Raw genomic sequence first — 21,837 nt, 5'->3', positions numbered from 1 at the left:
ACAGAACGGCGTGGTACGGGTGACTGAGCCCGGGTGGCAAATCCTGCCCTGTCGGGCCCGTGCTGCCCATGCGGTTGCGCGGTGTCAGATGACCGGGACGGGTTCGGCCCTGCGTTCCCTGATCCATGCGTCAAGGGATGCGGTATTCATGGGCCGACCAAAGTAATAACCCTGTATGACATCACAATCGATATCGCGCAGCTGGGCGCATTGCGCGGCTTCTTCCACGCCTTCGGCAATGACGGTCATGCCCAGCGTGTGCCCGATGCGGATGATGGCGGTCACCACCTGACGCACATTGCCGGTGCTGCCGAAGCCGTTCATGAAGCTGCGGTCGATCTTGACCTCGCTTATGGGCAGGCTGGCCAGGTTGGACAGGCTGGAATAGCCGGTGCCGAAATCATCCATTGACAGCCCGATGCCAAGGTTGCGGATGGCGGTCGCGGTGGTTACCGTCTGGTCGAAATTCTCGATCATGGCGGTTTCGGTCAGTTCAACAATCAGTCGTTCCGGGGGTACGCCGGTCTGGTGCAGGATGGTCGCCAGTTGCGACACCAGATCGGGGTCCTGAAACTGGATGGCGGACAGGTTGACCGATACGGTCGGCACAGGAATATCGCTGGCGATCCACCTGGCCATCTGTTCGCACGCAACCCGTAGCGACCATACGCCCAGGGCGCGGATCTGTCCGGTTTCCTCGGCCACGGGAATGAACCGCCCCGGTGACACCATGCCCAGAACCGGGTCATCCCAGCGCGACAGGGCTTCCACGCCATGTAGTTCGCCTGTGCGCAGGTTGACCTGTGGCTGGTACACCAGTGTCAGGCGGTTGTCGGCTATGGCTTCACGCAGGGCAGAGGCAAGGATGACATGGTCATCCGCCTGCCGGTTCATGGATGGGTGAAAGAAACGGTAGCAGCACCGTCCCGCCTTCTTGGCCTGCGCCAGCGCGGTATAGGCCTGGCGCAGGGATTCTTCCACATCCTGCCCCTCACCATGGTAGGTACTTATGCCAATGCTGCCGGAAATGCTGACGGGAATGCCATCAACGGTAAACGGCTCTTCAAGGTTATGGATGATCCGTTCAGCCAGAAGGGTGACGTCCGGCGCGTTTTCTTCCGTCAGGACAACGAATTCATCACCTTCCGTGCGTACCAGGACGTCACGTCCCACCATGCCGTGGCGCAGGCGGGTGGCCAGTTCCAGCAGAAGCTGGTCGGCACGCCCCTGTCCCAGCGCCTGCACGATCTTGCGGAAGCGGTCGAGGTCGATGACCATGATGCTGAGTGGTGCGGCCGGTGGCCGGGTCGCCAGTTCCTGCATGCGGCGGTTAAGCCACATGCGGTTGGGCAGGCTGGTCAGCCGGTCAGTATAGGACAGGCGGATGATTGAATCCCGGCTGCGCTGCTGTTCAATGGCCAGCATGGCCAGATGCACGCAGGCGCCGACAATGCGCCGGTGCCATGCCCCCGGCTGCCCGGGGGCGCGGAAATACAGCGAGAAACTGCCCGCCACATCGCCATTGCGCAGGATGATGGGTACCGCCCATTCCGCCGCGATCCCGTGCTGGCCTGCCACGTCACGCAGGGTGGGCCAGCGGGTTTCGGTCGTGAAGTCGGGTACGACCACGTCCTGTGCCGTGACGATTGCAGTGCCGCAGGCCCCGCCGGCAGTACTGGCTTCCAGCCCGTCAAAAGCCTGCAATACGGGCATGGGCAGCGCGCCGTGTCCGCCCATGCGCAGGGTGCCGCCCGTGCCCAGCATGACCACCGCCATGCAGTCCGGTGCGATCAGTTCGATACGGCGGCACATGAAATCCAGCATCTCGCGCAGGGAAAGCTGGTCGGTCAATGCTTCGACCACATCACGCTGCAGTTCGCGCAACTGCCGGTCATGGGTAATGTCGTGCAGGATGACGATGATATCGGCAAGCTGCCCATCGGCCCCGTAATGCGGGGTCACTGCGCAGCGCAGCCACAGGTCCTTGCCCTGTCGCCCACGTGTGTGGATATCCAGTTCAAACCCCGTGCGTCGTGCCAGATGCGTCCGGAACTGCCGCAGGGTCGCGATATCGCTTTCCCCACCCGAAAGCAGCGTGCCGAACGGGGCATCATGCAGGGCGGCGGGTTCCGCCCCCAGCAGGTCGGTCATGGCACGGTTGGCGTGGGTGATGCGGTATTGCGGGTCAAGGACCAGAATACCCCGATCCGTCGCCTGCACGATCAGCGCGCTGATTTCAGCGTCCTCGCGTGTCTGTTCTTCTTCCGTGCGGTCAAGTAGTGCTACCAGTTCGTACAGATCGCCATCCCAGCTTATGCTTTCCCGGTACAGGCGTACGGGCATGCCCAGCCCATCCTTGCGGCGCAGGGTGGCGCACCCGTCCTGTGCCGTGGCCCGATCCTGCGTTGTGGACGTATCCAGCGTGGCCGTGACATCGGCCGCCCTGTCGGGAAAGAGGCGACCCAGACGCGTTTGTGCCAGATCCGTGGCAGTGTAACCGGTCATGGTGCAGGCGCGCGGGTTACCATACACGATGCGGCCCGATACATCCGCCATCATCACGGCCATGGGCAGCTTTTCCAGCAGGGGGGAGGAAATCTGTGTGATGTCCGGCATGATGGCGTCTTTCACAATATAATAACGGGTAATCATGTCCCGGACAGGAAAGGGCTATCGGGGACAGGCAGTACCGTTGGGCAGGGGGAAACGAAAGCGTTATTTTATGTTGATTATATTGCGGCAGTTTTATGGTCTGCCACCCCAACCTCATTACATGAAAAAGTGACGTATTGACTGTCGTGATCGAGCCTGCGGGGCGGTGTGGTCTCAACTGGACTGTCAGTATTCCGGTTTTTCTCCCTTGGCCGGGATGGAGGGCTGTGTCCCCGGCGTCAGGGCATAGGTCAGCAGCACGACGGTCTGTGTATCGCCGCTTTCCCCGCGATGGGTGTCGTTCACGGATTCAGCGAACGCTTCGCCCTGATGGAAAGTTTCCGTCTTTCCGCTGTCCCGGTCATGGATCGTCAGTTGCCCCTGCAGCACATACCCCGCATTGGGTACGGGGTGGGTATGCCACGGCAGGGCGGTATGGGCGGGAATGGTCAGCCGGATCATCATCAGTTCCGGCTGGGTGGCGGGATATTTTTCATACGCCACGCCATTCCATGACTTCGTGGCCTGCAGCAGGATGTCGCGGTGTCCGGATGCAACTGTCTGTGCATGGGCGGGCGGGGTGAGAACGGGTGCAAGTGCCATGCAGGCGGCCAGGACAGGTAGTGATCTGTGCATCTTTCCTCTTTCCGGTCTGTCATCGTTATTACATGACATAGCGTCTGATGGCCCGATGCGGTTCCGTGGCGGTGATCATGGGGGCGTGCCCTTCACATGATCTTGAGACGGAAAGGATATTGTTCTTTCATAGTAATGAATGAGGCGGCTTCATTCTCGCCTGGCGTAGTGTGTTTCTGCCCACCGGGTGGGCGGTACTGTGGGCATGCAGACACGAATAATCCGCCGTGCCTGCCGGTTGGCAGGTCGGGTCCCATGGATTTGGGTGTCGGTCAGCATGCCGATTCCCTCCCTTACCCGCTCCCTACGGATTTCATACCCGCTGTTTGCTGATGCTGCCTGATACAAATAGGGAACAATAGGGACAGAAGAAACACAAAAAGCGCCGGAAAACCAGCGCTTTGATACAGCATGTTGTCTATTGATAAAGGGAGATGGTGGAGGGAGTTGGATTCGAACCAACGTAGGCGTACACCAGCGGATTTACAGTCCGCCCCCTTTAGCCACTCGGGCATCCCTCCGGGTTGGCGCGGTAATTACGGGGATTGGCGGGGGGTGTCAATAGGGAGTGTGAAAAACTTCACCCATTCCCGGTTTGGGGACATGACGCAGGCTGCGGTTGGGCTTAAAGAACGGTCATGAACATGCGCACTCCCCGTCGTCGCGGCGCGTCAGCCGCCTCTTCCGCTCCGTCCGCCCGTCCTGCATCCGACCGGGGTGGTCGGGGCGGGCGGGGTGCGGCTTCGGCTCCGCGTGGTACATGCTGGCTGTATGGGCAGCATGCGGTGCAGGCCGCGCTGGAAAACCCTGCCCGCAAGCTGCGGCAGCTTCTGGTCACGGCCGAAGCACAGGAAGCTCTTGCCGCGCGGCTGGAAGGTGGTTTCCCCATCCAGGCCGTACGCACCGAACGTGCCCGCCTTGATACGCTGTGCGGGCCTGATGCGGTGCATCAGGGCATGGCGTTGCTGGTGGATGTGCTGACCCCGCCCGACCTTGATACCGTGCTGGAACGACCTGGTCCCGTTCTGGTGCTGGATCAGGTGACGGATCCACGCAATGTGGGGGCTATCCTGCGTTCGGCCGCGGCATTTGGTGCGGTTGCGGTTGTCATGCAGGACCGCAATGCCCCGGACGAGACGGGAACGCTGGCGCGGGCGGCATCCGGCGCGCTGGAAATCGTGCCGCTGATCCGCGTGGTCAACCTGTCGCGCGTGCTGGACGCGCTCAAGACCCGTGGCCTGTGGGTGGTGGGACTGGACGCGGGCGGCGGCATACTGGATGGCGCGTCCTTCGGCCAGCGTCGCGTGGCCCTGGTGCTGGGGGCGGAAGGGGCGGGCCTGCGTCGCCTGACGCGGGAACATTGTGACGAGATCGCGGGCCTTGCCATGAGCAGCGACATGGAAAGCCTGAACGTATCCAACGCGGCAGCCGTGGCCTTGTATGAAATGTACCGCCATCGCTGAGGATCACGTACAAAATCATGAAAGTTTTTGGGTGCCGCCTTTTTTAAAAAAGCTTCACCAAAACATCCTTGGATTTTCAGGGTATCGTATGGATGCCCCTGTAAAGCTGCCCTGAAGATTTGCGGGCTGTTCCATAAGCGGATTTTCTACACGGTTTGTGGATGATGCTGCAGGTCCGCTTGGCGGCCACGGACCCGGGCGGATCATGAAAAACTATTTATGTTATAACGCATGGATTTGTTGCGGCATTCTTGTCATTCGGGATGAATGACACGACCGCGTGATACGACCCGTCCGAATGGCGACAGACTGATGGCCCGCTGCCTGCGTGTCTAGTGTCATGGGTGGCTTCCTGCGCCGTTTCCGGTGGTTGTATGCCCCGCGTGCGGCGGATTTCGGCTTTGCGCTCCGTACCACCATCGCGGCCCTGCTGGCGCTGGTTTTTGCCCTGTGGATGGAAATGGACGATCCGCAATGGGCAGCCATGACCACATGGATCGTGGCCCAGAATTCGCGCGGACAGAGCATGTCCAAGGCACGGTGGCGGTTGCTGGGCACGGTATGTGGCGCCGTGGTGGGGGTTGCCCTGATCGCGGCCCTGCCGCAATCATCATGGCTGTTCTTCCCGGTGCTGGCGGTTTGGGTGGGAATATGTTGCGGTCTTGCGACCTTCCTGCGTAATTTCCATTCCTATGCGCTGGTGCTCATGGCGTTCACCAGTGGCCTGATCGCGCTGAATGCGGCGAATGACCCGCGTGATGTGTTCGCCATCGCCATGTCGCGTTCAACTTACATCTTCCTTGGCATCCTGTGTGAAAGCGGACTGGCGTCTGTGTTCGCGCCCAATCTGGCCGATGTTGCGCACCGGGAAATTACGCGCCGCGTCGCGGCCGGCGTGGGGCAGGCGGCGCAGGCCCTGACGGGCATGATGGTGGGACAGGATTCCGGGTTCCTGCGTTCACGCACATTGCTGGGGTCCGTCTTTTCCATTGCGGACCAGATTGAGTTCAGTGAAGTGGAAATGCGGCACCGCACCCACGCCGGTGATCATGCGCGCGCGGCACTTGCGGCGGTCGCGGTGGTGATGTCGCGCGGGTTGGGACTGGCTGCGCGCATACGGGAGGCAGGCAGCGTGCCGCCCGGCTTTGCCATCCCGCTGGCCACGGCAAAGGCATTGTTTGCCGATATTCAGGCACGGATGGATGGCCCCGATCCCGTTGCTGCCGTGCCGGACCTGCGCGCGCGTATCCGCATGCTGGGGGCGGAATGCCGCCAGCAGCTGGTTAATGACATCATTGCCGTCAGCGGACCCGTGCGCATGGATGAAGCCGGGTCGCAGGCACATCTGGACGGGTATATCCTCAATGCCTCGCTCGGGGTGCTGCTGGTCCGGCTGGATGCGGCGCTGGTGCATCTGGCCGCGACGCAGGTGGCTCCGGTCCATGACCATTTCCACTTTTCCACCCCGCCGTGGCGGGACCGGACGGATGCCTGGCATAACGGTGTGCGTTCTGCCGGCGCGGTTCTTGCGGGCGGGCTGGTGTGGGAAGTGACGGGCTGGCCCGACGGGCCGACATTTGCCATGTTCGTGGTGGTGACATGCAGCCGCTTTGCCGCGAATGAAAACCCGGTGCAGGACAGTCTCGGCTTCCTGCGGGGCGCGGTGTGGGCAGCGGTGGTGGCGGCGGTCCTGACCTTTGTCGTGCTGCCCCGGCAGGCAGTGTGGGAAACACTGGTCGCGTCGCTGTTTCTGCCCATGATGGTGGGTGGCCTTGCGCTGCGTGACGCCCGCACGGTAGGTACGGCAGCGCCCTATAACAATTTCCTGCCGTTCATGGTCTATCCCGGCAACCAGTCGCGGCTGGATGAACTGACCTTTTTCAATACCAACAGCGCGGTCGTGCTGGGGATATGGTGCAGCGTGCTGGTGTTCCGGCTGGTGCTGCCATTTGATCAGGATGCGGAACGCTGGCGCATGCGCCGCCAGATGGTGGGTGACCTGCGCCGTATCGCCCGTACGCCCGCCATTCCCGATACAGGTGCATGGGTGAATACGCTGACCGCGCGTTTTGCCCGTCTGGTGCGTCATTCCACCTCCATGTCAGATATACAGACCAACGCCTATCTGGATGGCGTGCTGGCGGTCATGACCGTGGGGCTGAACCTGATCCGGCTGCGGCGCATGCTGGACCGTGGCAGTCTGCCGCCTGATGCCCGACAGGCGGTGGAACACACGATCGCAGGTTTTGCCGCATGGCGGGGCCAGCCGTCTGCCGGTCTGGCCCATACAGTGGCGGATGCGCTGGCCTGCGTGCGGGCGCGTGTGGCGGCGGAGGGGAACCTGTCGCGTCGCCTCGATCTGGGGTGGAGTGTCGCCTATCTGGAAATACTGGTGCGTGAACTTGTGGCCCATGCCCGTTTTTTTGATATTACCCACCGTTTCCACGCCCCGCCCGATTCGCGACCGGCCGGACCGGGCACGAACCCGTACCAGCCTGAAGGAACTACCCATGACCATCAAACGCCTGCAACCTGAGGAACGACTGACTGGTGCCGTCGTGCATGGGAAGACCGTCTATCTGGCCGGGCAGGTGGCCGATGATCCCACCCTTGATGCCGAAGGCCAGACGGCGGATATCCTGCGCCAGATTGACGCCCTGCTGGCGGAAGCGGGGACCAGCAGCGCGCGTCTGCTGTCGGTGCAGATTTTCCTGAGCGACATGAACGACATGGCTGCGATGAACCGCGCATGGGATGCGTGGCTGGACCGTGACGCCAAACCTGCCCGCGCAACGGTTGAAGCCCGTCTGGCCGATCCGCGCTGGAAGGTCGAAATTACCGGAATCGCAGCCCTGCCCTGATCTACGGGCGGCCCTGAAGGCCGGTTTTCATGCAACCGTCGGGGTGGGCGGGCTGTTCAGATTCGTGAATGCGGTTCCACCGACCCACCCACGACAGGAAGCAGACCACCATGCCAGATGATAACAGCCATGCCTCATCCCGCAGCCAGATCCTGACAGGTGTGGCGGCGGCCGGGCTTGTCTCGGCCGCCGGTGCCCGCCAGTCCAGTGCTGCCGCCGAAATGGCGGCCCCCATGCCCCCGCTGGTGGATCCGGAAAATGCCTATCCCCGGCCGCCGTTTCCACAGCAGTCGCAGCCATGGCCCGGCCTTGCGGGCAAGATGACGCCACGGCCCGACCATGGGGAAACCAGCTACCGTGGCTCTGGCAGGCTGGCGGGACGCAAGGCGCTGATTACCGGCGGTGATTCCGGCATTGGCCGCGCTGCCGCCATCGCCTATGCGCGCGAGGGGGCGGATGTGGCGATTGCCTACCTGCCAGCCGAAGAACCCGATGCGCGGGAAGTCATTGCCCTGATCCGCGCAGCCGGGCGCAAGGCTGTGGCGCTGCCCGGTGACCTGCGGGACCGCAAATACTGCGATACCCTTGTGCAGCGCGCGCACCAGGAGATGGGTGGACTGGACATTCTGGTCAGTAATGCCGGTCGCCAGCGCCATCAGGACAGCATCCTCGATATCAGCGATGAACAGTTTGACGAAACCTTCCGCACCAATATCTACGCACTGTTTTATCTGAGCAAGGCGGCCATCCCTCTTATGCCGCGCGGGGGTGCGATCATTGCCACGGCATCGGTCAACGCGTTCAGCCCGTCCGAAATCCTGCTGGATTATTCCGCGACCAAAGGGGCGATTGTCGCCTTTGTCAAATCACTGGCCAAGCAGATGGTCCACCGTGGTATCCGCGTCAACGCCGTGGCCCCCGGTCCGTTCTGGACCGCGCTGCAGGTCAGCGGTGGCCAGACGGAGGATAACATTCACAATTTTGGTGGCGAAACCCCGATGGGCCGCGCGGGGCAGCCTGTGGAGCTGGCACCCGTCTATGTATTGCTGGCATCGTCAGAAGCCAGTTACATTACCGGTCAGGTTTATGGCGCCGCCGGTGGGACGGGTGTGGGCTAGCGGCATGTAATGTCCTTGCAGCATCATCCCCGCAATGGCACATGGCATGGATGCGTATCATTATGTCCTGCCTGCTGATGCTGCTGGGGGTTGCAGCATGTTATTACGCCTTTGGCATGATTGCCGATGCCGGACGTTTCATTTCCGATTCCCATCCCTGGTGAGCACGGGCAGCGTTTTGCCTGCACTGCGGGTTCCAGTCATGAAACGTGCAGAGTTTTTTGAAAACAGCTGATTGATAAGAAAGATAAAATGTTGAGGGTGCCCCTTTTTTTAAAGGGGGGCGTTCTCCGAAGCTTTTTGAAAAAAGCTTCACCAAAAACTTCCTTGGATTGCAGACTGTTTCCCGGGCCGATTTTTCAAACTGCCCCTCATATCCGCTGGATGCGGGGCGGGACCGGTTCCTCCGCCCGATCATGTTTTATGTTGCGCCGTGTTACGGATCATGCACCCAATCATGCATTCACGGCGTTATTCATTACTTCAGCAACAGAACATTTTCCGCAGGCCCTGCCTGTGGTTGGAGGTCGACATGATCCGTTTTCCTGCCCTGCCCGCCCTTGTCGTCGCCAGTATTGTGGCGGCGTCCCCCGCCCTTGCGGCCACAGTGCGGCTAGAAGGTCATTTCACTGCGGAACATGGCACGACCAGCCAGCCCGATGGCACCGTGCAGGCCACGCTGAATACGCGCACGAACCTGGTGAAATATACCCTGACGTGGACGGGGCTGAGCGGCCCGGTGGTGGCCGCCCATTTCCATGGTCCTGCCCCGGCAGGTGAGGAAGCAGGCGTACTGGTGCCCATTCCCAGCCCCTATAAATCCGGTCAGCACGGGTCCGTCCTGCTATCGGCCGAACAGGCGCAGGCCCTTCAGAATGGTCAGGTTTACGTCAACCTGCATACTGACGCCCAACCCAATGGCGAGGCCCGCGCCCAGCTGGCACCGGTTCGTCCTGGCGAGGGAAAATAAACCGCAACCCATTGGGATCATGTCCATGATATAGTTTGCATGGCTGCTATTTGTGCGGCACAGTGCAATGGTGACATGGAAATCATGTCTGTCACGTAAGGACGCGGGGTGACCCCCGCCCGCCAGAAGTCATGGAGTTCGCTTTTGCGCCTAGCATCTCTGGCCGCCGTGGCGGCTGCTGTGTCCCTGTCCGGTATCACCCCGTTCACCTGTGCCCATGCGGCGGATGCGCTGGGGGAGCATACGGCAACGATCGCCTTTACCCTGTCAGCCGCCGATCTGGGGGCGGGGATGTCATGGGGAAAGGGTGTCCTGACATTTGAAGGGCATGACTATTCTTTCCGCATCCGTGGCGGCTCGGGTGCGGCCATCGGCTTTTCCAGGACCCATGCCATCGGCACCGTCTACAACCTGTACCGCATTCAGGATATTGAAGGCACGTACTGGTCCGTGCAGGGCGAGGCGACGGTTGGCGCGGGGAAGGGTGGTGCCGTCATGGAAAATAACAACGGCATCTATATCAAGTTCACATCGCGCAGCAGTGGCGCACGGCTGGCGTTTTCCGTTGAACGCCTGACCATACATCTGACACCTGATGCAAAGACCGCATCCGTCTCCGCCCCTCCGGCTACCACCCCTGCTTCACATGAATAGGCAGGTCGCCCCCTGATCGTGCATGGTAGGCGCCATCATGAAAACAGATGGAGCCACCAGCATGACAGAAGACACCCATACCTTTGGCGATGGCCAGCTTGCGGCCAGCGTGCGTGCCCACGGGGCAGAACTGTGTGCCCTGCGCGCGGGCGGGCGCGACCTGTTATGGGGCGGGGGTGATCCGTGGCGTCGGCACTCACCCGTGCTGTTTCCCATCGTGGGGCGACTGGTGGATGATGCGGCATGGGTGAATGGGCAGGCGTACCGCATGACCCAGCACGGATTTGCCCGGGACTGCACGTTCCGCTGGCTGGAACGTGACGAAACGGGTTGCCGCCTTGAACTGTCCGATACGGACGCCACGCGCAAAATCTATCCCTTTGCCTTCAGCCTTGTCATTGAATACCGCATTGAACAGGGCAGGCTGCGGGTTGGGTACTGCGTGACCAATCCCGATGCGCATCGTGTCCTGCCCGCATCGCTGGGCGCGCATCCCGCCTTTATATGGCCGCTGGCCCCCGATATGCCCAAGGACCGGCATATCATTGAATTCGACCAGCCGGAGTCTGAGGGTGTGCGCCGCCTGAAAGATGGCCTGCTGCTGCCTGATACTTTCCCCACCCCGGTCACAGGGCGGGTGCTGCACCTCGACGAATCCCTGTTCGCGGCGGATGCGCTGATTTTTGACCAGCCCACCAGCACGGGGCTGACCTACTGTATCCCTGGTGGCCCGGGCCTGCGCCTGACATGGGAAGGCTTTCCACAACTGGGCATATGGATGAAGCCCGGCGCTGATTTTCTGTGCATCGAACCGTGGCATGGCATGGCCAGCCCGGTCGGATTCAAGGGCGATTTTTCCATGCGCCCGGGCGTGTTCCACCTGCAGCCCGGACAGGAATGGCGGGCTTCGTGGCAGGTTGGCTGCATCTGACTCCATGGGTCTTCCGGCAGGTGTCTTTTCCATGCAACACCTGTCGGAATAAGCTTTGCGAAAAAAGCATGGATCACCCCGGAAATCTGCGAAAATATCGTATTTCCAACCCCCCGGTTGCGTCGTAGCGTGCGCGCAGGAGCAGCATGCGGCAGTCTCGCCCGCTAGGCTCACGGGAAACGCCTTGATGCGTAGTTTTTCTCCTGTCCCCGCCGTGGGATTTTCCCCTTCTTCCAATTCCCTCCCGGTCCGGTCCATGCGTCAGCGCGTCGTGGGCTGGGTGGGTGCCGCCTACCGCAAGCAGGGGATGATGCTGCTGGCGACATTGCCCAGTATCGCGGTGCCTTCAGGCTGTCATGCGGGGATGGAGGGATCGCCCTCCCTGCTGGCGCTGCGGGGCTGGGACCGCTCCTGACTGCCATGGCCCACAGGCGGGCTGATCCTGCATCATGATGATATGGCGGCGCATTCCGGTGCGCCGCCATATTCATTGGACGATACATGACAGGAGCGTAAAATACACCTGACAGGCAGCCATGTGGGGGAGCAGCGAAAGGACATGGGTAAACATACGCCACGACGTACGGCATGGCTGGCGGTTGTCATGCTGGCGCAGATGGGAACAGCCCATGCGGCCACGACCGCGTTCAACAAGCTGCCTGATTATGAGAAATTCGGCATTACGGTCACCAGCGCCTATCACGTGCGTCGGTGCGGGGTGACGGTCACGATCAACCAGTCCCGTTTTATCGACAGTGCCAGCGCACTGGAAAACGAAGGGATTCTCGATAACGTCACACCCGCGGTCATCAGCGCGCGGCCTGCCTATTATATTGGGCAGGCCATGCATGAAATCGTGCCGACCATCATTTACCATACCTTCCTGCGCTATACGGATGCGGTGAACTGTCACTTCGTCTTCCATACGAAAGGCGGCGGCGGCGAGGACGAGGCGTTATATGGCATTGAGGAAAGCGCATCCCCCGCGTTCCTGAGTTTTGTCGTGAACAGCCATACCCATACGCAGGTGGACTGGTACAAGGCCAGTTTTGACGAAATCCGCGAAGTGGCTTCCAGGTTCGAGGAAGACCCGGCCTATGCCGCCCCCCTGACGCCGGAGGAAGGGGGTGTGACGCAACCCACGCCCGCAGACCCCGATAGCATCCAGGACGTGACAGACCGCCTGCAATGAACGAAAGAGGGGGCATGACTTCCATGCCCGAATTTTCTCCCGACTTCAGGGAGCAGCTGCAAGACCTGTTCCGCTGGCGGCGTGATGTGCGCCATTTCCGCCGTGATCCGTTGCCCGAACCCGTGCTGGATGGTCTGCTGCGCACTGCCTGTCTTGCTCCATCGGTGGGATTAAGTGAACCATGGCGTTTCGTGCGGGTGGATGACCCGCACCGCCGCGCGGCGGTGCGCGAGGATTTTGCCCGCTGCAACGCCCGTGCCCTGTCGGACCGCGCGGGAACGGATGCACAGCGTTATGCCCGGCTGAAACTGGCGGGACTGGATGACGCACCGCATCACATCGCGGTCCTGTCCCACCCCGAACCCACACAGGGGCGTGGCCTGGGTCGGGGGACCATGCCACAGACCACCACATGGTCCACGGTCATGGCCATCCATACGTTCTGGCTGGCGGCCACGGCATCGGGAATCGGTGTTGGCTGGGTTTCCATCATCGACCCCGAACGGATCAGGGGCGTGCTGGATATGGACCCCACGCTGGAGCTTGTGGCCTATCTGTGTGTGGGCTACCCGGCCCAGCCTGCCAGCACGCCGGAACTGGAACGGCGCGGGTGGGAAAGGCGCGCGCCCGAACGCCGGGAATGGATCCGGCGCTAGGGCCATCGGTTCCATCAGATCCGGCGCGATGGCGGCCCATATTACGGGATATGTCCGGTTCACCCTTAAAAAAACTTTTTGAAAATAACCTTTTGATAAAAAATAAAAATTTTTGGATGACGCCTTTTTGAAAAAGGCGGTGTTCCCTGAAGCTCTTGGGGCCTGTCATGAGCTGACTTTTCAAACACTCTCCTAAGTATGCACGGATCATGGCCAGCGTTGCCCGATCAGGGCGGCGGGTGCCGGCCTGAAGTTAAAGGGCGGGGACCAGGGCAGGAAAAAAAACGGGTGGCAGATATTCGTTAAAGCCGGTTTTGCTGCCGTCGTGTTTCACCCATTGTGCCTGCCGGGTTTCAGGCTGGTCAGATCCAGGTGATGCGTTTCCACCCACCTGCTGGCGTTCCGCGCAGGACGGGCTGGCCCTGCCGACGCGCGGAGTGCATGGCCCGTGCCCGTTTCCCGGCGATGGAGGACTGAACGCTGCTGCATCATTTTGAATACCTGTTCCAGCATTATGGATATGGGGTGATCACCTTTATCGTCATGCTGGAAAGCATGGGGCTGCCGCTGCCAGCTGAAACACTGATCATTTCCGCTTCCGTCTACTGCGCTGCAACCCATAAGCTGGATATCCAGTGGGTGGCGCTTGCGGCGGTGGCGGGTGCCGTGATCGGGGATAATATCGGCTACATGATCGGACGCAGGGTCGGTCTGCCGCTGCTGCAGAAATATGGCGCAAGGATCAAGCTGACCCCGGATCGCCTGCTGCTGGGGCGCTTCCTGTTCCGTCATCATGGCAGTGGCATCGTGTTTTTCGGGCGGTTCATCGCCCTGTTGCGGGTATTTGTTGCCCTGCTGGCGGGGGCAAACCATATGCCGTGGCCGCGCTTCATGGTGTTCAATGCGCTCGGTGGCATGTGCTGGGCCGGGGGGTATGCCACGGGTGCGTATTACCTTGGCCGCAAGGTAACGCAGGTATCCGGCCCGGCCAGTATCGCGATGGGTCTGGCTGTGGCTGCCGGACTGGTGGCCAGCGCCATTTTCCTGCGTCGCAATGAAGAACGCCTGACCCGGCAGGCCCTGCGTGAAGCTCGTGTGGATGCGGCGGCCCGGACCGTGGATGTGCCCGGGACGCCGGTGGCGTAATCAGGTCACTATCCGGCTGTCCCATGCAAGGGAAGGATTTATTGCAGCGTCGGCCTGTTTGTGGGTGTGACCGTTCTGGTGGACGGGACGGGAACCCGGGGACCGGGCAGGCGTTCGCGCAGCATGGCATGTTCTTCTGGCGGCAGCAGGTCGGCCAGTGTCGTGCCATCCAGCACTTTCATGAATGCTCCCAGCGCCATCGACAGAACCCCGCGCAGGCGGCACATGTCCGACAGGACGCAGCAACTGCTGTTTTCGGTATCAGTGTTTGGTTCACAATGGACGAGGCGCATGTCATCCTCGGTCTGGCGTACGACATCGCCAATCCGGATGTCCCTGGGGTCATGGGCCAGCAGCAGTCCCCCGCCCCGGCCACGCCGTGCATCAATCAGCCCAAGACGTGACAGCCGATGAATGACCTTGACCAGGTGATTTTCGGATATGTCGTACGCACTGGCGATTTCATGGATCGACACACGTCTGTCCGCATGGATTCCCATGTATAGCAGCGTGCGTAAGGCATAATCGGTGTGCAGGGTCAGGCGCATGTGGCTACCTAACATAGGGGCAATCGACAGAGACAGACCCATATAAACGGTATTCCATATGCCGTTTATATGTCAAAACATGCTCCAGCCCTTGGTTTTAGTAAGCCAATGACAAATAAAGGCGACGGAAACGGTCCTATACTATCACGTAAATGTGATTGTAATGGGACGAAAACGCCTTTGTCTCGCCCCAAATCAACGGGTGCGAGTTCGCTCAGGCGCCAATCCATGCCTGCAACGCCCGCCGGGGCGCCTTATTCCTGGCCGTCGTAACGGCAATGGGCAGCCTGTCAGTGGGTGCCCGATTCTGCCCCCGACCCTGTAGCGGGGGCGGGTGGTTCCATCATCCGGTCCATCATCGCGAGCATCAGGCCCGATACGACAAAGGCCAGATGGATACCCACGCTCCAGGCCAGTGTCCGGCTGGAGATTTCATTAACCCGTATGAAATCCGCCAGTACATGGATTGCGGACATGGCCACGATGGAAGCCATGAGCTTTATCTTGATGTCCCCGAACGTGACGTGCCCGATCCAGTCGGGAAAATCCCGGTGGCTGCGTACGTCCAGCTTTGAAACAAAATTCTCGTATCCCGCGAACATCACGATCAGCAGCAGGTTCGCCAGCAGCACCAGGTCAATCATGTCGAGGATGCCAACAAACACATCATCGAATTCCAGCGTGTAGCTATGCCTGACCAGCGTCCACACGGTCTGGAAGAATTTGACCAGTATTACCAGCAGCCCGGCCGTCAGCCCGAGATACAGCGGTGCGCACAACCACCGTGCACGGAAGAACAGTCGCTCCAGGCCGCTTTCTAGCCATGGTGTTCCCTGCGTGGGAACCGGAGACGACGCCTGCGGCGTGGGATCGTGCATGACGCCTGTATAATCTCATCCTACCCGAATGGGTAGGTATATATTGCATGTCCAAATTTTTTTTTATCGGACTTTTTTTCCTGCCGCGGCCGGTGATGACAATTATGTGTGTCGGCATGGTCACCCCACCATCATGGGATGGGAGTTGCGGCGGCATGAACGGGGGGATAGGGCAGAATGCGCGGCGGGTGCGGAAGGTGCCCGTGAGACGGGCCGCGTCGTGCCGCCATCTTGCGTGACGGGGGGACGCCGCGCTACTTCCCGCGTGTCTTCCACCGCAACAGGATACCGATATTGGCCGTTTCCGGTAAAAGTAATGCGAACCATCGTACGCGCGCCATTGTTGTAGCCCTTGTGCTGGGTGTTGTGGTGGGGCTGGTCCTGCATGCGGCAGGCCCTGCGGCAAGCGAACCCGCCGCCCGGTTCGCCACCATGCTGACGGGGCTTTTCCTGCGGCTGGTGCGCATGATCATCGCCCCGCTTGTCTTTGCGACACTGGTATCGGGCATCGGCAGCCTTGGCGATGGGGCGCAGGTCATGCGGATCGGCGGGCGCATCCTGCTGTGGTTCATCGCCGCATCCTTCCTGTCGCTGGCGACGGGACTGGTGGCGGCCAACCTGCTGCAGCCGGGAGCGGGGTTCACCACTCCGCTATCGGTGGGGGATCTGGGGCTTGCCCACGCGCATTTCGACCCGATCGAATTCGTGCTGCACGTGGTGCCTACCAGCATCTTTGACGCCATGGGGCGCAATGACATCCTGCAGATCGTGGTGTTCTCCATCCTGTTCGGGCTGGCGCTGCCGGCGGCGGGAAAGGGTGCGCAGCGCATGATCCTGCCATGGACGGGGGAGCTTGCGCGCATCATGCTGCGCATGACCGATATGGTCATGTATGTTGCCCCTGTTGCGGTCTTCGGTTCCGTTCTGGGTAGTGTCGCGCATAGTGGGGCAGGCATCCTTGGCACGTTCGGCATGTTCCTGTGCAAATTCTATGGTACGCTGGGCGTGTTGTGGGTACTTCTGACCTCCATGACCTTCTGCGTGCTGGGTCGGCGCGTGTTTGAACTGGCCCGGCTGCTGGTGCAGCCCATCCTGCTTGGTTTCGCCACGGCCAGCAGTGAATCCGTCTATCCCCTGCTGGTGGAACGGCTGGAACGCTTTGGCGTACCCGACCGTATCAGCGGCTTCGTGCTGCCGCTGGGCTACAGTTTCAATCTGGATGGGTCGGTGCTGTTCCAGTCCTTTGGCGCGCTGTTCATCGCGCAGGCTTACGGTATTCACATGCCGCTGGGCCAGCAGGTCGCGATGGTGATGGTGATGATGCTCAGCAGCAAGGGTATCGCCGGTGTGCCGCGTGCGGCACTGGTCACCCTGGCGGCCGTCATGCCGCAGTTCGGCCTGCCGGAGGCGGGGCTGGCGCTGATACTGGGGATTGACCATTTCCTCGACATGGCGCGGACGGCAACCAACGTGCTGGGCAATGGCTACGCTGCCGCCGTCGCAGCGCGGTGGGAAGGCCAGCTGGCCGATCACGCGCTGGCGGAAGGGGAATAAGGAACTGTATGAAAAGACTGAAGTCGTAAAGAAGTCTTTTGATGAAGCTTTTTTCAGAAAGCTTTGAAGAATGCAGCCTTTTAAAAAAAGCGTTCCCAAAAACTTCTGTTAACCGGGCCTAGGTAAAACGGGACGGCTGGTGGGCCGTCCCGTTCGTGTTTTTACGCCTTGGCCAGTGCTGCGCGCAGCTTTTCATCCAGCACGTCAAGGAAAGGCTGGGTATCAAGCCACTTGGTGTCCCTGCCGACCAGCAGGGCAAGGTCCTTGGTCATCTGGCCACCTTCGACCGTTTCCACACAGACGCGTTCCAGCGTATGGGCGAAGTGGGTCACGTCAGGCGTGTCATCAAACCTGCCACGATAGGCCAGCCCACGCGTCCATGCGAAGATCGAGGCAATGGGGTTGGTGCTGGTGGGCCGCCCCTTCTGATGTTCGCGGAAATGGCGGGTGACGGTGCCATGGGCGGCTTCGGCCTCCACTACATCGCCGGTCGGGTTCAGCAGCACCGAGGTCATGAGGCCAAGGCTGCCGAAGCCCTGTGCCACGATGTCGCTTTCCACATCGCCGTCATAGTTCTTGCACGCCCAGACATAGCCGCCCTTCCACTTCAGCGCGCAGGCCACCATGTCATCGATCAGGCGGTGTTCGTAGGTCAGGCCCAGCTTCTCGAACTCGGCCTTGAATTCCCGTTCGTACACCTCCTGGAACACATCCTTGAACATGCCGTCATAGGCCTTGAGGATGGTGTTCTTGGTGGACAGGTAAACCGGCAGTTTCCGGTCGCGGCCGTAGGCAAGTGACGCGCGCGCGAAGCCTTCGATCGAGGCGCGGGTGTTGTGCATGCCCAGCGCTACACCGGGCCCCTTGAAGTCATGCACGTCCAGCACCTGCTCCGGCCCGCCATCGGCGGGGGTGTAGCGCAGCGTAACCTTGCCAGGGCCGGGGATGCGTGTCTCGGCTGCGCGGTAGATGTCGCCATAGGCATGGCGGCCGATCACGATGGGCTGGGTCCAGTGGGGGACAAGGCGTGGCACGTTGGAACAGATGATCGGTTCGCGGAAGATCGTGCCATCAAGGATGTTGCGGATGGTGCCGTTGGGCGAACGCCACATCTTCTTGAGGCCAAACTCCTCCACCCGTGCCTCATCCGGGGTGATGGTAGCGCATTTCACGCCCACGCCGTAACGGCGCACGGCTTCGGCGGCTTCCACCGTTACGCGGTCATCGGTTTCGTCACGGTGGCGGATGCCAAGGTCGTAATATTTCAGGTCGATATCCAGATACGGCAGGATCAGCCGTTCGCGGATGAAGTGCCAGATAATGCGGGTCATCTCGTCGCCGTCCATTTCGACAACGGGATTTCTGACCTTTATTTTTGCCATGGTACGTTTGTCTGCCTTTAAATGATGACTGTTTTTGTGTGTTTTTTCTTTCTGACGCCCGTTCGCGCAGCGGGCCTCCCGGCGGTCGCATTATTAGGCGTGCCGACAGGGGATAAAAAGCATTGCTGCATGCGGGTTCATTCACAAACGTGCCATCATCGTGCGGCCTGCCCGCATGATGGGACTACCCGAGGGGGAGGGCGTGTGACATGAAACGGTCATGACTGTCCGTTTCCCCCGTGATCCGGCCCGCAGGCAGGCCGCATTCCGGCGTCTGTGGCCCGACATGCTGGCTGGCCTCATGGTCATCCTTGCGCTGCTGCCCGCGTGCACGGCATTGCAGGGGATCGTGCGGTCGGTCGTGCTGTGGGCGGTGGTCGCACTGCTGTTCAACAGCAGGCGGATGCTGCTTGCGTTCATGCTGCCGGTGGTCGTGTTGCTGCCTGCGGCATTGTATTACATCAGCATCAGTGGCGTGCCGCCGGGATATCCGCTGTGGCTGATCCTGTTTTACTGCTCTTTTCCCGTTGTGGTGGGGTATGTGCGGCCTGTCCTGCCGTATCTGGGGTTATGGGCGCTGATGTGGGTGACGCTGACCGGGTTCTATCTGTCGCGACCACGCGGCGCGATAGTGGGCTGGCGGGTCCGCACGCGCATGGTCTGCATGGCCGTGCTGCTGGGATGGATCATCGTGCCCACCGTGCAGTTATGGCGGCATCTGCCTCCCACGCGGGGCGGGACCGAAAATCCGATGGTGCCCATCCATTCCCGCTTTGACCGGGCATGGCCGTGGAGCATGGCGACCGGCTACATCGCCGCCCGGCGTGAAACCCGGCGCGTGACCGACATGGCGCGACGGATCAGCCATGAACCGATCCGTTTCGATCCGCCGCCGCCCACCACGCCACAGGTGATCGTGCTGGTGATCGGCGAAAGCGCACGGCGGGACCACCACCATATTTATGGATATGGTCCCGCGACCACGCCGGAAATGGAGCGGGTGCCGGGGCTGGTGCGCTTTGATGACATGATCACCCCTTTTGATTATACGGTGGGCGCCGTGCCGGTCATCCTGTCCGGCTATGACCGCCTGCGGCCCGGTGCGATGCCGGGGCACGACCTGGTATCCGTATTCAACGCGGCGGGGTTCGATACATGGTGGATCAGCAACCATCCCCGGCTGGGTCCATATGACAGCGTGATTGGCGCGTATTCGGAACAGGCCCGTCATATCGTCTACACCACCGTGCATGACGGGTTGATGGGCAGTCCGGTGCTGGACGAACGCATGCTGCCGGTCGTGGATCATGCAGTTACGGATGCGCATGGACGCGTCTTTATCGTGCTGCATCTGTTCGGTAGCCATGAAAATGCGGCCGACCGTTTTCCCCGTGGCTTTGCCAGCCTTGGCACGGCCTATGACAACAGCATTGCCTATACCGACCATATGCTGGCCCATGTGCGTGCCACGCTGGTGGCGCATGGAGGGGAAGCCGCCCTGTTTTACGTATCCGACCATGGGGTGCGGATTTCGGAATGCACCGGCGGTATTCCAGCGCATGGGGATGTGCGCGCCGCGTATGAAATACCATTCTACCTGTGGACCTCCGCCACGTGGCAGACGGCCCACCCGCAGGCGGCGCAGGCCGCGCGCGATAACGTGCATGTGCCGCTGACGCTTGCGGCCCTGCCACCCAGCGTGCTGGATGCGGCAGGGCTGCATTACGGGGCTGCAGATGAAGCCCTGTCGGTGCTGTCAGCCCATCCTGCCCATATGGCGCGGATTGTGCATGGAGACAGCACGACCAACCAGACTGTTGATTATGACCACAGCCATGATGATGGCAGGTGTCATATCGCACGGGACTGAATACAGAAGTGTTTGATGAAGCCTTTTTATCGGAAAAGCTTCAGGGAATGCTGCCTTTAAAAAAAAGGCGACACCCAGAAACTTTCATTTCTTATCAATGATTTGTTTTGGCAGACTCTCTTATTTCCCGTTGGGATGCTTCTGCAGCCATGCGTCATAGCGTCGCTTGTCCAGACAGTAGGCCAGGTTCTTGTACAGCTGGATATGGCGGATATGCGTCACGTCTTCCTGGCAGGCGATCTTGTCGCTGTCCTGATATTCTTCCCATGCGGGCTGCAGGACCAGCGCGCGTTCCTTTTCCTGTGTGACGCAGGCATTGGTGACGTCATCGCCAAATTCCGTCGTGCAGTCATCAACGATCGGATAATTGGGGAATGTCAGTGCAGGCGCGGGCAGCTTTACTTCGGGGCGGATGTAGAGCGAGTTCAGTTCCCCCTCCGGCACCTCGGCGTGTGCCATGGAGACAGTGCCGGCGGCCAGCACGCCCAGCAGGGCACAGGTAAGGATCTTTTTCATGTCTGTATGCCTTTGTTCAAAACGGGATATGGCGGTCATGTGGCGAATGTGACCCTGCCGTCGCGCCATGCCAGGGGAAACGGATAAACCGGCATGTGGATTTAGGGTAGCGGCTCCATCCATTCCCGCCATGCCGGCCAGTCATGGATGATCCGCGCCAGTGCGGTATAGCCGCCACCTGCCGGATGGGCGCCATCACCACGCGCGATTTCGGCGCACCACGCGGGATGGGCCAGCAGTGGTTCCCATACCGGCAGGAAGGGCACGGACAACCGCGCGCATAATTCCGCCATGGCGTGCGACAGTGCCCGCGTGCGGTCATCGGGGCAGGGCCGCCCGACCGGCGGCGGGCCGATCATCAGGACCGGCCATGTCTGTCGGGCCTGTTGCAGGATCTGTCGTGTCGTCGCGATGGATTCATCGTGCGGGATGCGGGGCTGCCCATGTGTGGTGGATGTGCAGTCATTGACGCCAAAGGACAGCACGATGCCCCCATCGTGGCGTCCTTCCAGCCGGGGCCGGGTTTCGGCATGCCACCGCAAGGCGATGTCGCGGCCGGTCTGCCCGCGCACGCCCAGATTGTAGGGCGTGATGTCATGGCCTGCCTGTCGTTCCGTGGCGCAAAGGCGTCCCACCCATCCCTGACAGGTTTCATCGCCGGTTCCCGTTACGTAGCTGTCACCGATAAAACAGATTCGCATATCCGCATGATAGGCGTGGCAGATGGGAAAAACCATGGTGGAAAGGATTGGCGTTTCTCTACTTTCCTATTTTGTTCTCATGCTTTAGGGTTCTTGGAACAGGTTATGA

At 60.8% G+C, this 21,837-nt stretch carries 21 protein-coding genes and 1 tRNA gene; 13 read left to right on the top strand and 9 right to left on the bottom strand.

All coding sequences use genetic code 11. The features are described 5' to 3' along the window. Nucleotides 1-84: 84 nt before the first annotated feature. The 3 genes from ACE2AA_RS10650 to ACE2AA_RS10640 all read right to left on the bottom strand — a co-directional run bounded on the left by ACE2AA_RS10650 (nucleotide 85) and on the right by ACE2AA_RS10640 (nucleotide 3,809). A complete protein-coding gene (locus ACE2AA_RS10650; protein ID WP_227002454.1) occupies nucleotides 85-2,616 on the bottom strand; it encodes an EAL domain-containing protein in 2,532 nt (843 codons plus the stop codon). 222 nt (nucleotides 2,617-2,838) lie between these two features. Beyond that, a complete protein-coding gene (locus ACE2AA_RS10645) occupies nucleotides 2,839-3,288 on the bottom strand; it encodes a cupin domain-containing protein (RefSeq protein WP_141261340.1) in 450 nt (149 codons plus the stop codon). 435 nt (nucleotides 3,289-3,723) lie between these two features. Beyond that, nucleotides 3,724-3,809 (bottom strand) — tRNA-Tyr (locus ACE2AA_RS10640). Between the two features lie 117 nt (nucleotides 3,810-3,926). Between ACE2AA_RS10640 and rlmB the strand changes: the two genes are divergently transcribed. From rlmB to ACE2AA_RS10620, 4 genes are all read left to right on the top strand, one after another. Beyond that, entirely contained in the window at nucleotides 3,927-4,751 is an 825-nt protein-coding gene (gene rlmB / locus ACE2AA_RS10635) for a 23S rRNA (guanosine(2251)-2'-O)-methyltransferase RlmB (RefSeq protein WP_141261339.1), read from the top strand. A 328-nt stretch (nucleotides 4,752-5,079) separates the two neighbouring features. Further along, a complete protein-coding gene (locus ACE2AA_RS10630) occupies nucleotides 5,080-7,287 on the top strand; it encodes an FUSC family protein (protein ID WP_227001034.1) in 2,208 nt (735 codons plus the stop codon). Next, nucleotides 7,262-7,612 carry a RidA family protein gene (locus tag ACE2AA_RS10625; RefSeq protein WP_141261338.1) on the top strand — a complete coding sequence of 117 codons (351 nt, stop codon included), beginning with the start codon at nucleotides 7,262-7,264 and terminating at the stop codon, nucleotides 7,610-7,612. The genes ACE2AA_RS10630 and ACE2AA_RS10625 overlap by 26 nt, the downstream gene beginning before the upstream one ends. Nucleotides 7,613-7,722: 110 nt before the next feature. Further along, on the top strand, nucleotides 7,723-8,730 hold the full coding sequence (locus tag ACE2AA_RS10620) for an SDR family oxidoreductase (RefSeq protein ID WP_395369721.1): 1,008 nt from the start codon (nucleotides 7,723-7,725) through the stop codon (nucleotides 8,728-8,730). A gap of 103 nt (nucleotides 8,731-8,833) precedes the next feature. Here the strand turns inward: ACE2AA_RS10620 and ACE2AA_RS10615 are convergent, their stop codons facing one another. After that, the gene (locus ACE2AA_RS10615; protein ID WP_395369719.1) at nucleotides 8,834-9,046 is read right to left on the bottom strand and encodes a hypothetical protein; all 213 of its coding nucleotides are present in this window, start codon (nucleotides 9,044-9,046) and stop codon (nucleotides 8,834-8,836) included. 216 nt (nucleotides 9,047-9,262) lie between these two features. On the opposite strand from ACE2AA_RS10615, the gene ACE2AA_RS10610 reads away from it, so the two are divergent. The 7 genes from ACE2AA_RS10610 (at nucleotide 9,263) to ACE2AA_RS10580 (ending at nucleotide 14,279) form a co-directional block, all read left to right on the top strand. After that, nucleotides 9,263-9,700: a CHRD domain-containing protein gene (locus ACE2AA_RS10610; RefSeq protein ID WP_141301444.1), complete on the top strand. Its 438-nt coding sequence runs from the start codon at nucleotides 9,263-9,265 to the stop codon at nucleotides 9,698-9,700. A gap of 144 nt (nucleotides 9,701-9,844) precedes the next feature. Continuing rightward, nucleotides 9,845-10,354: a hypothetical protein gene (locus ACE2AA_RS10605; RefSeq protein ID WP_395369718.1), complete on the top strand. Its 510-nt coding sequence runs from the start codon at nucleotides 9,845-9,847 to the stop codon at nucleotides 10,352-10,354. A 61-nt stretch (nucleotides 10,355-10,415) separates the two neighbouring features. Then, nucleotides 10,416-11,285: an aldose 1-epimerase family protein gene (locus ACE2AA_RS10600; RefSeq protein ID WP_395369716.1), complete on the top strand. Its 870-nt coding sequence runs from the start codon at nucleotides 10,416-10,418 to the stop codon at nucleotides 11,283-11,285. Nucleotides 11,286-11,472: 187 nt separating this feature from the next. After that, nucleotides 11,473-11,700: a hypothetical protein gene (locus tag ACE2AA_RS10595; protein WP_193557680.1), complete on the top strand. Its 228-nt coding sequence runs from the start codon at nucleotides 11,473-11,475 to the stop codon at nucleotides 11,698-11,700. Between the two features lie 144 nt (nucleotides 11,701-11,844). After that, on the top strand, nucleotides 11,845-12,477 hold the full coding sequence (locus tag ACE2AA_RS10590) for a hypothetical protein (protein WP_395369715.1): 633 nt from the start codon (nucleotides 11,845-11,847) through the stop codon (nucleotides 12,475-12,477). 14 nt (nucleotides 12,478-12,491) lie between these two features. After that, nucleotides 12,492-13,133 carry a 5,6-dimethylbenzimidazole synthase gene (gene bluB, locus ACE2AA_RS10585; RefSeq protein ID WP_395369713.1) on the top strand — a complete coding sequence of 214 codons (642 nt, stop codon included), beginning with the start codon at nucleotides 12,492-12,494 and terminating at the stop codon, nucleotides 13,131-13,133. 543 nt (nucleotides 13,134-13,676) lie between these two features. Further along, nucleotides 13,677-14,279 (top strand): DedA family protein, encoded by a 603-nt coding sequence (locus ACE2AA_RS10580; protein WP_395372191.1) that lies wholly within the window; start codon nucleotides 13,677-13,679, stop codon nucleotides 14,277-14,279. 38 nt (nucleotides 14,280-14,317) lie between these two features. Here ACE2AA_RS10580 and ACE2AA_RS10575 read toward each other — a convergent pair whose 3' ends face one another. After that, nucleotides 14,318-14,827: an Rrf2 family transcriptional regulator gene (locus ACE2AA_RS10575; RefSeq protein WP_141261334.1), complete on the bottom strand. Its 510-nt coding sequence runs from the start codon at nucleotides 14,825-14,827 to the stop codon at nucleotides 14,318-14,320. A 290-nt stretch (nucleotides 14,828-15,117) separates the two neighbouring features. Beyond that, nucleotides 15,118-15,705 (bottom strand): TIGR00645 family protein, encoded by a 588-nt coding sequence (locus ACE2AA_RS10570; RefSeq protein ID WP_141261325.1) that lies wholly within the window; start codon nucleotides 15,703-15,705, stop codon nucleotides 15,118-15,120. Nucleotides 15,706-15,999: 294 nt separating this feature from the next. Between ACE2AA_RS10570 and ACE2AA_RS10565 the strand changes: the two genes are divergently transcribed. Next, entirely contained in the window at nucleotides 16,000-17,259 is a 1,260-nt protein-coding gene (locus tag ACE2AA_RS10565) for a dicarboxylate/amino acid:cation symporter (RefSeq protein ID WP_141301424.1), read from the top strand. Between the two features lie 161 nt (nucleotides 17,260-17,420). Here the strand turns inward: ACE2AA_RS10565 and ACE2AA_RS10560 are convergent, their stop codons facing one another. Then, nucleotides 17,421-18,641 carry an NADP-dependent isocitrate dehydrogenase gene (locus ACE2AA_RS10560; RefSeq protein WP_141301421.1) on the bottom strand — a complete coding sequence of 407 codons (1,221 nt, stop codon included), beginning with the start codon at nucleotides 18,639-18,641 and terminating at the stop codon, nucleotides 17,421-17,423. A gap of 220 nt (nucleotides 18,642-18,861) precedes the next feature. Between ACE2AA_RS10560 and ACE2AA_RS10555 the strand changes: the two genes are divergently transcribed. Then, nucleotides 18,862-20,511, top strand: a complete 1,650-nt coding sequence (locus ACE2AA_RS10555; RefSeq protein WP_395369711.1) for a phosphoethanolamine transferase — start codon at nucleotides 18,862-18,864, stop codon at nucleotides 20,509-20,511. A 120-nt stretch (nucleotides 20,512-20,631) separates the two neighbouring features. Here the strand turns inward: ACE2AA_RS10555 and ACE2AA_RS10550 are convergent, their stop codons facing one another. Further along, nucleotides 20,632-21,027 carry a hypothetical protein gene (locus ACE2AA_RS10550; RefSeq protein WP_162851942.1) on the bottom strand — a complete coding sequence of 132 codons (396 nt, stop codon included), beginning with the start codon at nucleotides 21,025-21,027 and terminating at the stop codon, nucleotides 20,632-20,634. A 101-nt stretch (nucleotides 21,028-21,128) separates the two neighbouring features. After that, nucleotides 21,129-21,728, bottom strand: a complete 600-nt coding sequence (locus ACE2AA_RS10545; RefSeq protein ID WP_141261320.1) for a GDSL-type esterase/lipase family protein — start codon at nucleotides 21,726-21,728, stop codon at nucleotides 21,129-21,131. Nucleotides 21,729-21,837 lie beyond the last annotated feature (109 nt).

Origin of the sequence: Komagataeibacter diospyri, from assembly GCF_043995075.1 — a bacterium.
GTDB classification, from domain to species: Bacteria; Pseudomonadota; Alphaproteobacteria; order Acetobacterales; family Acetobacteraceae; genus Komagataeibacter; species Komagataeibacter diospyri.
The sequence above is the reverse complement of the archived record's forward strand: the minus strand, read 5'-3'. Positions and strand labels throughout refer to the sequence as shown.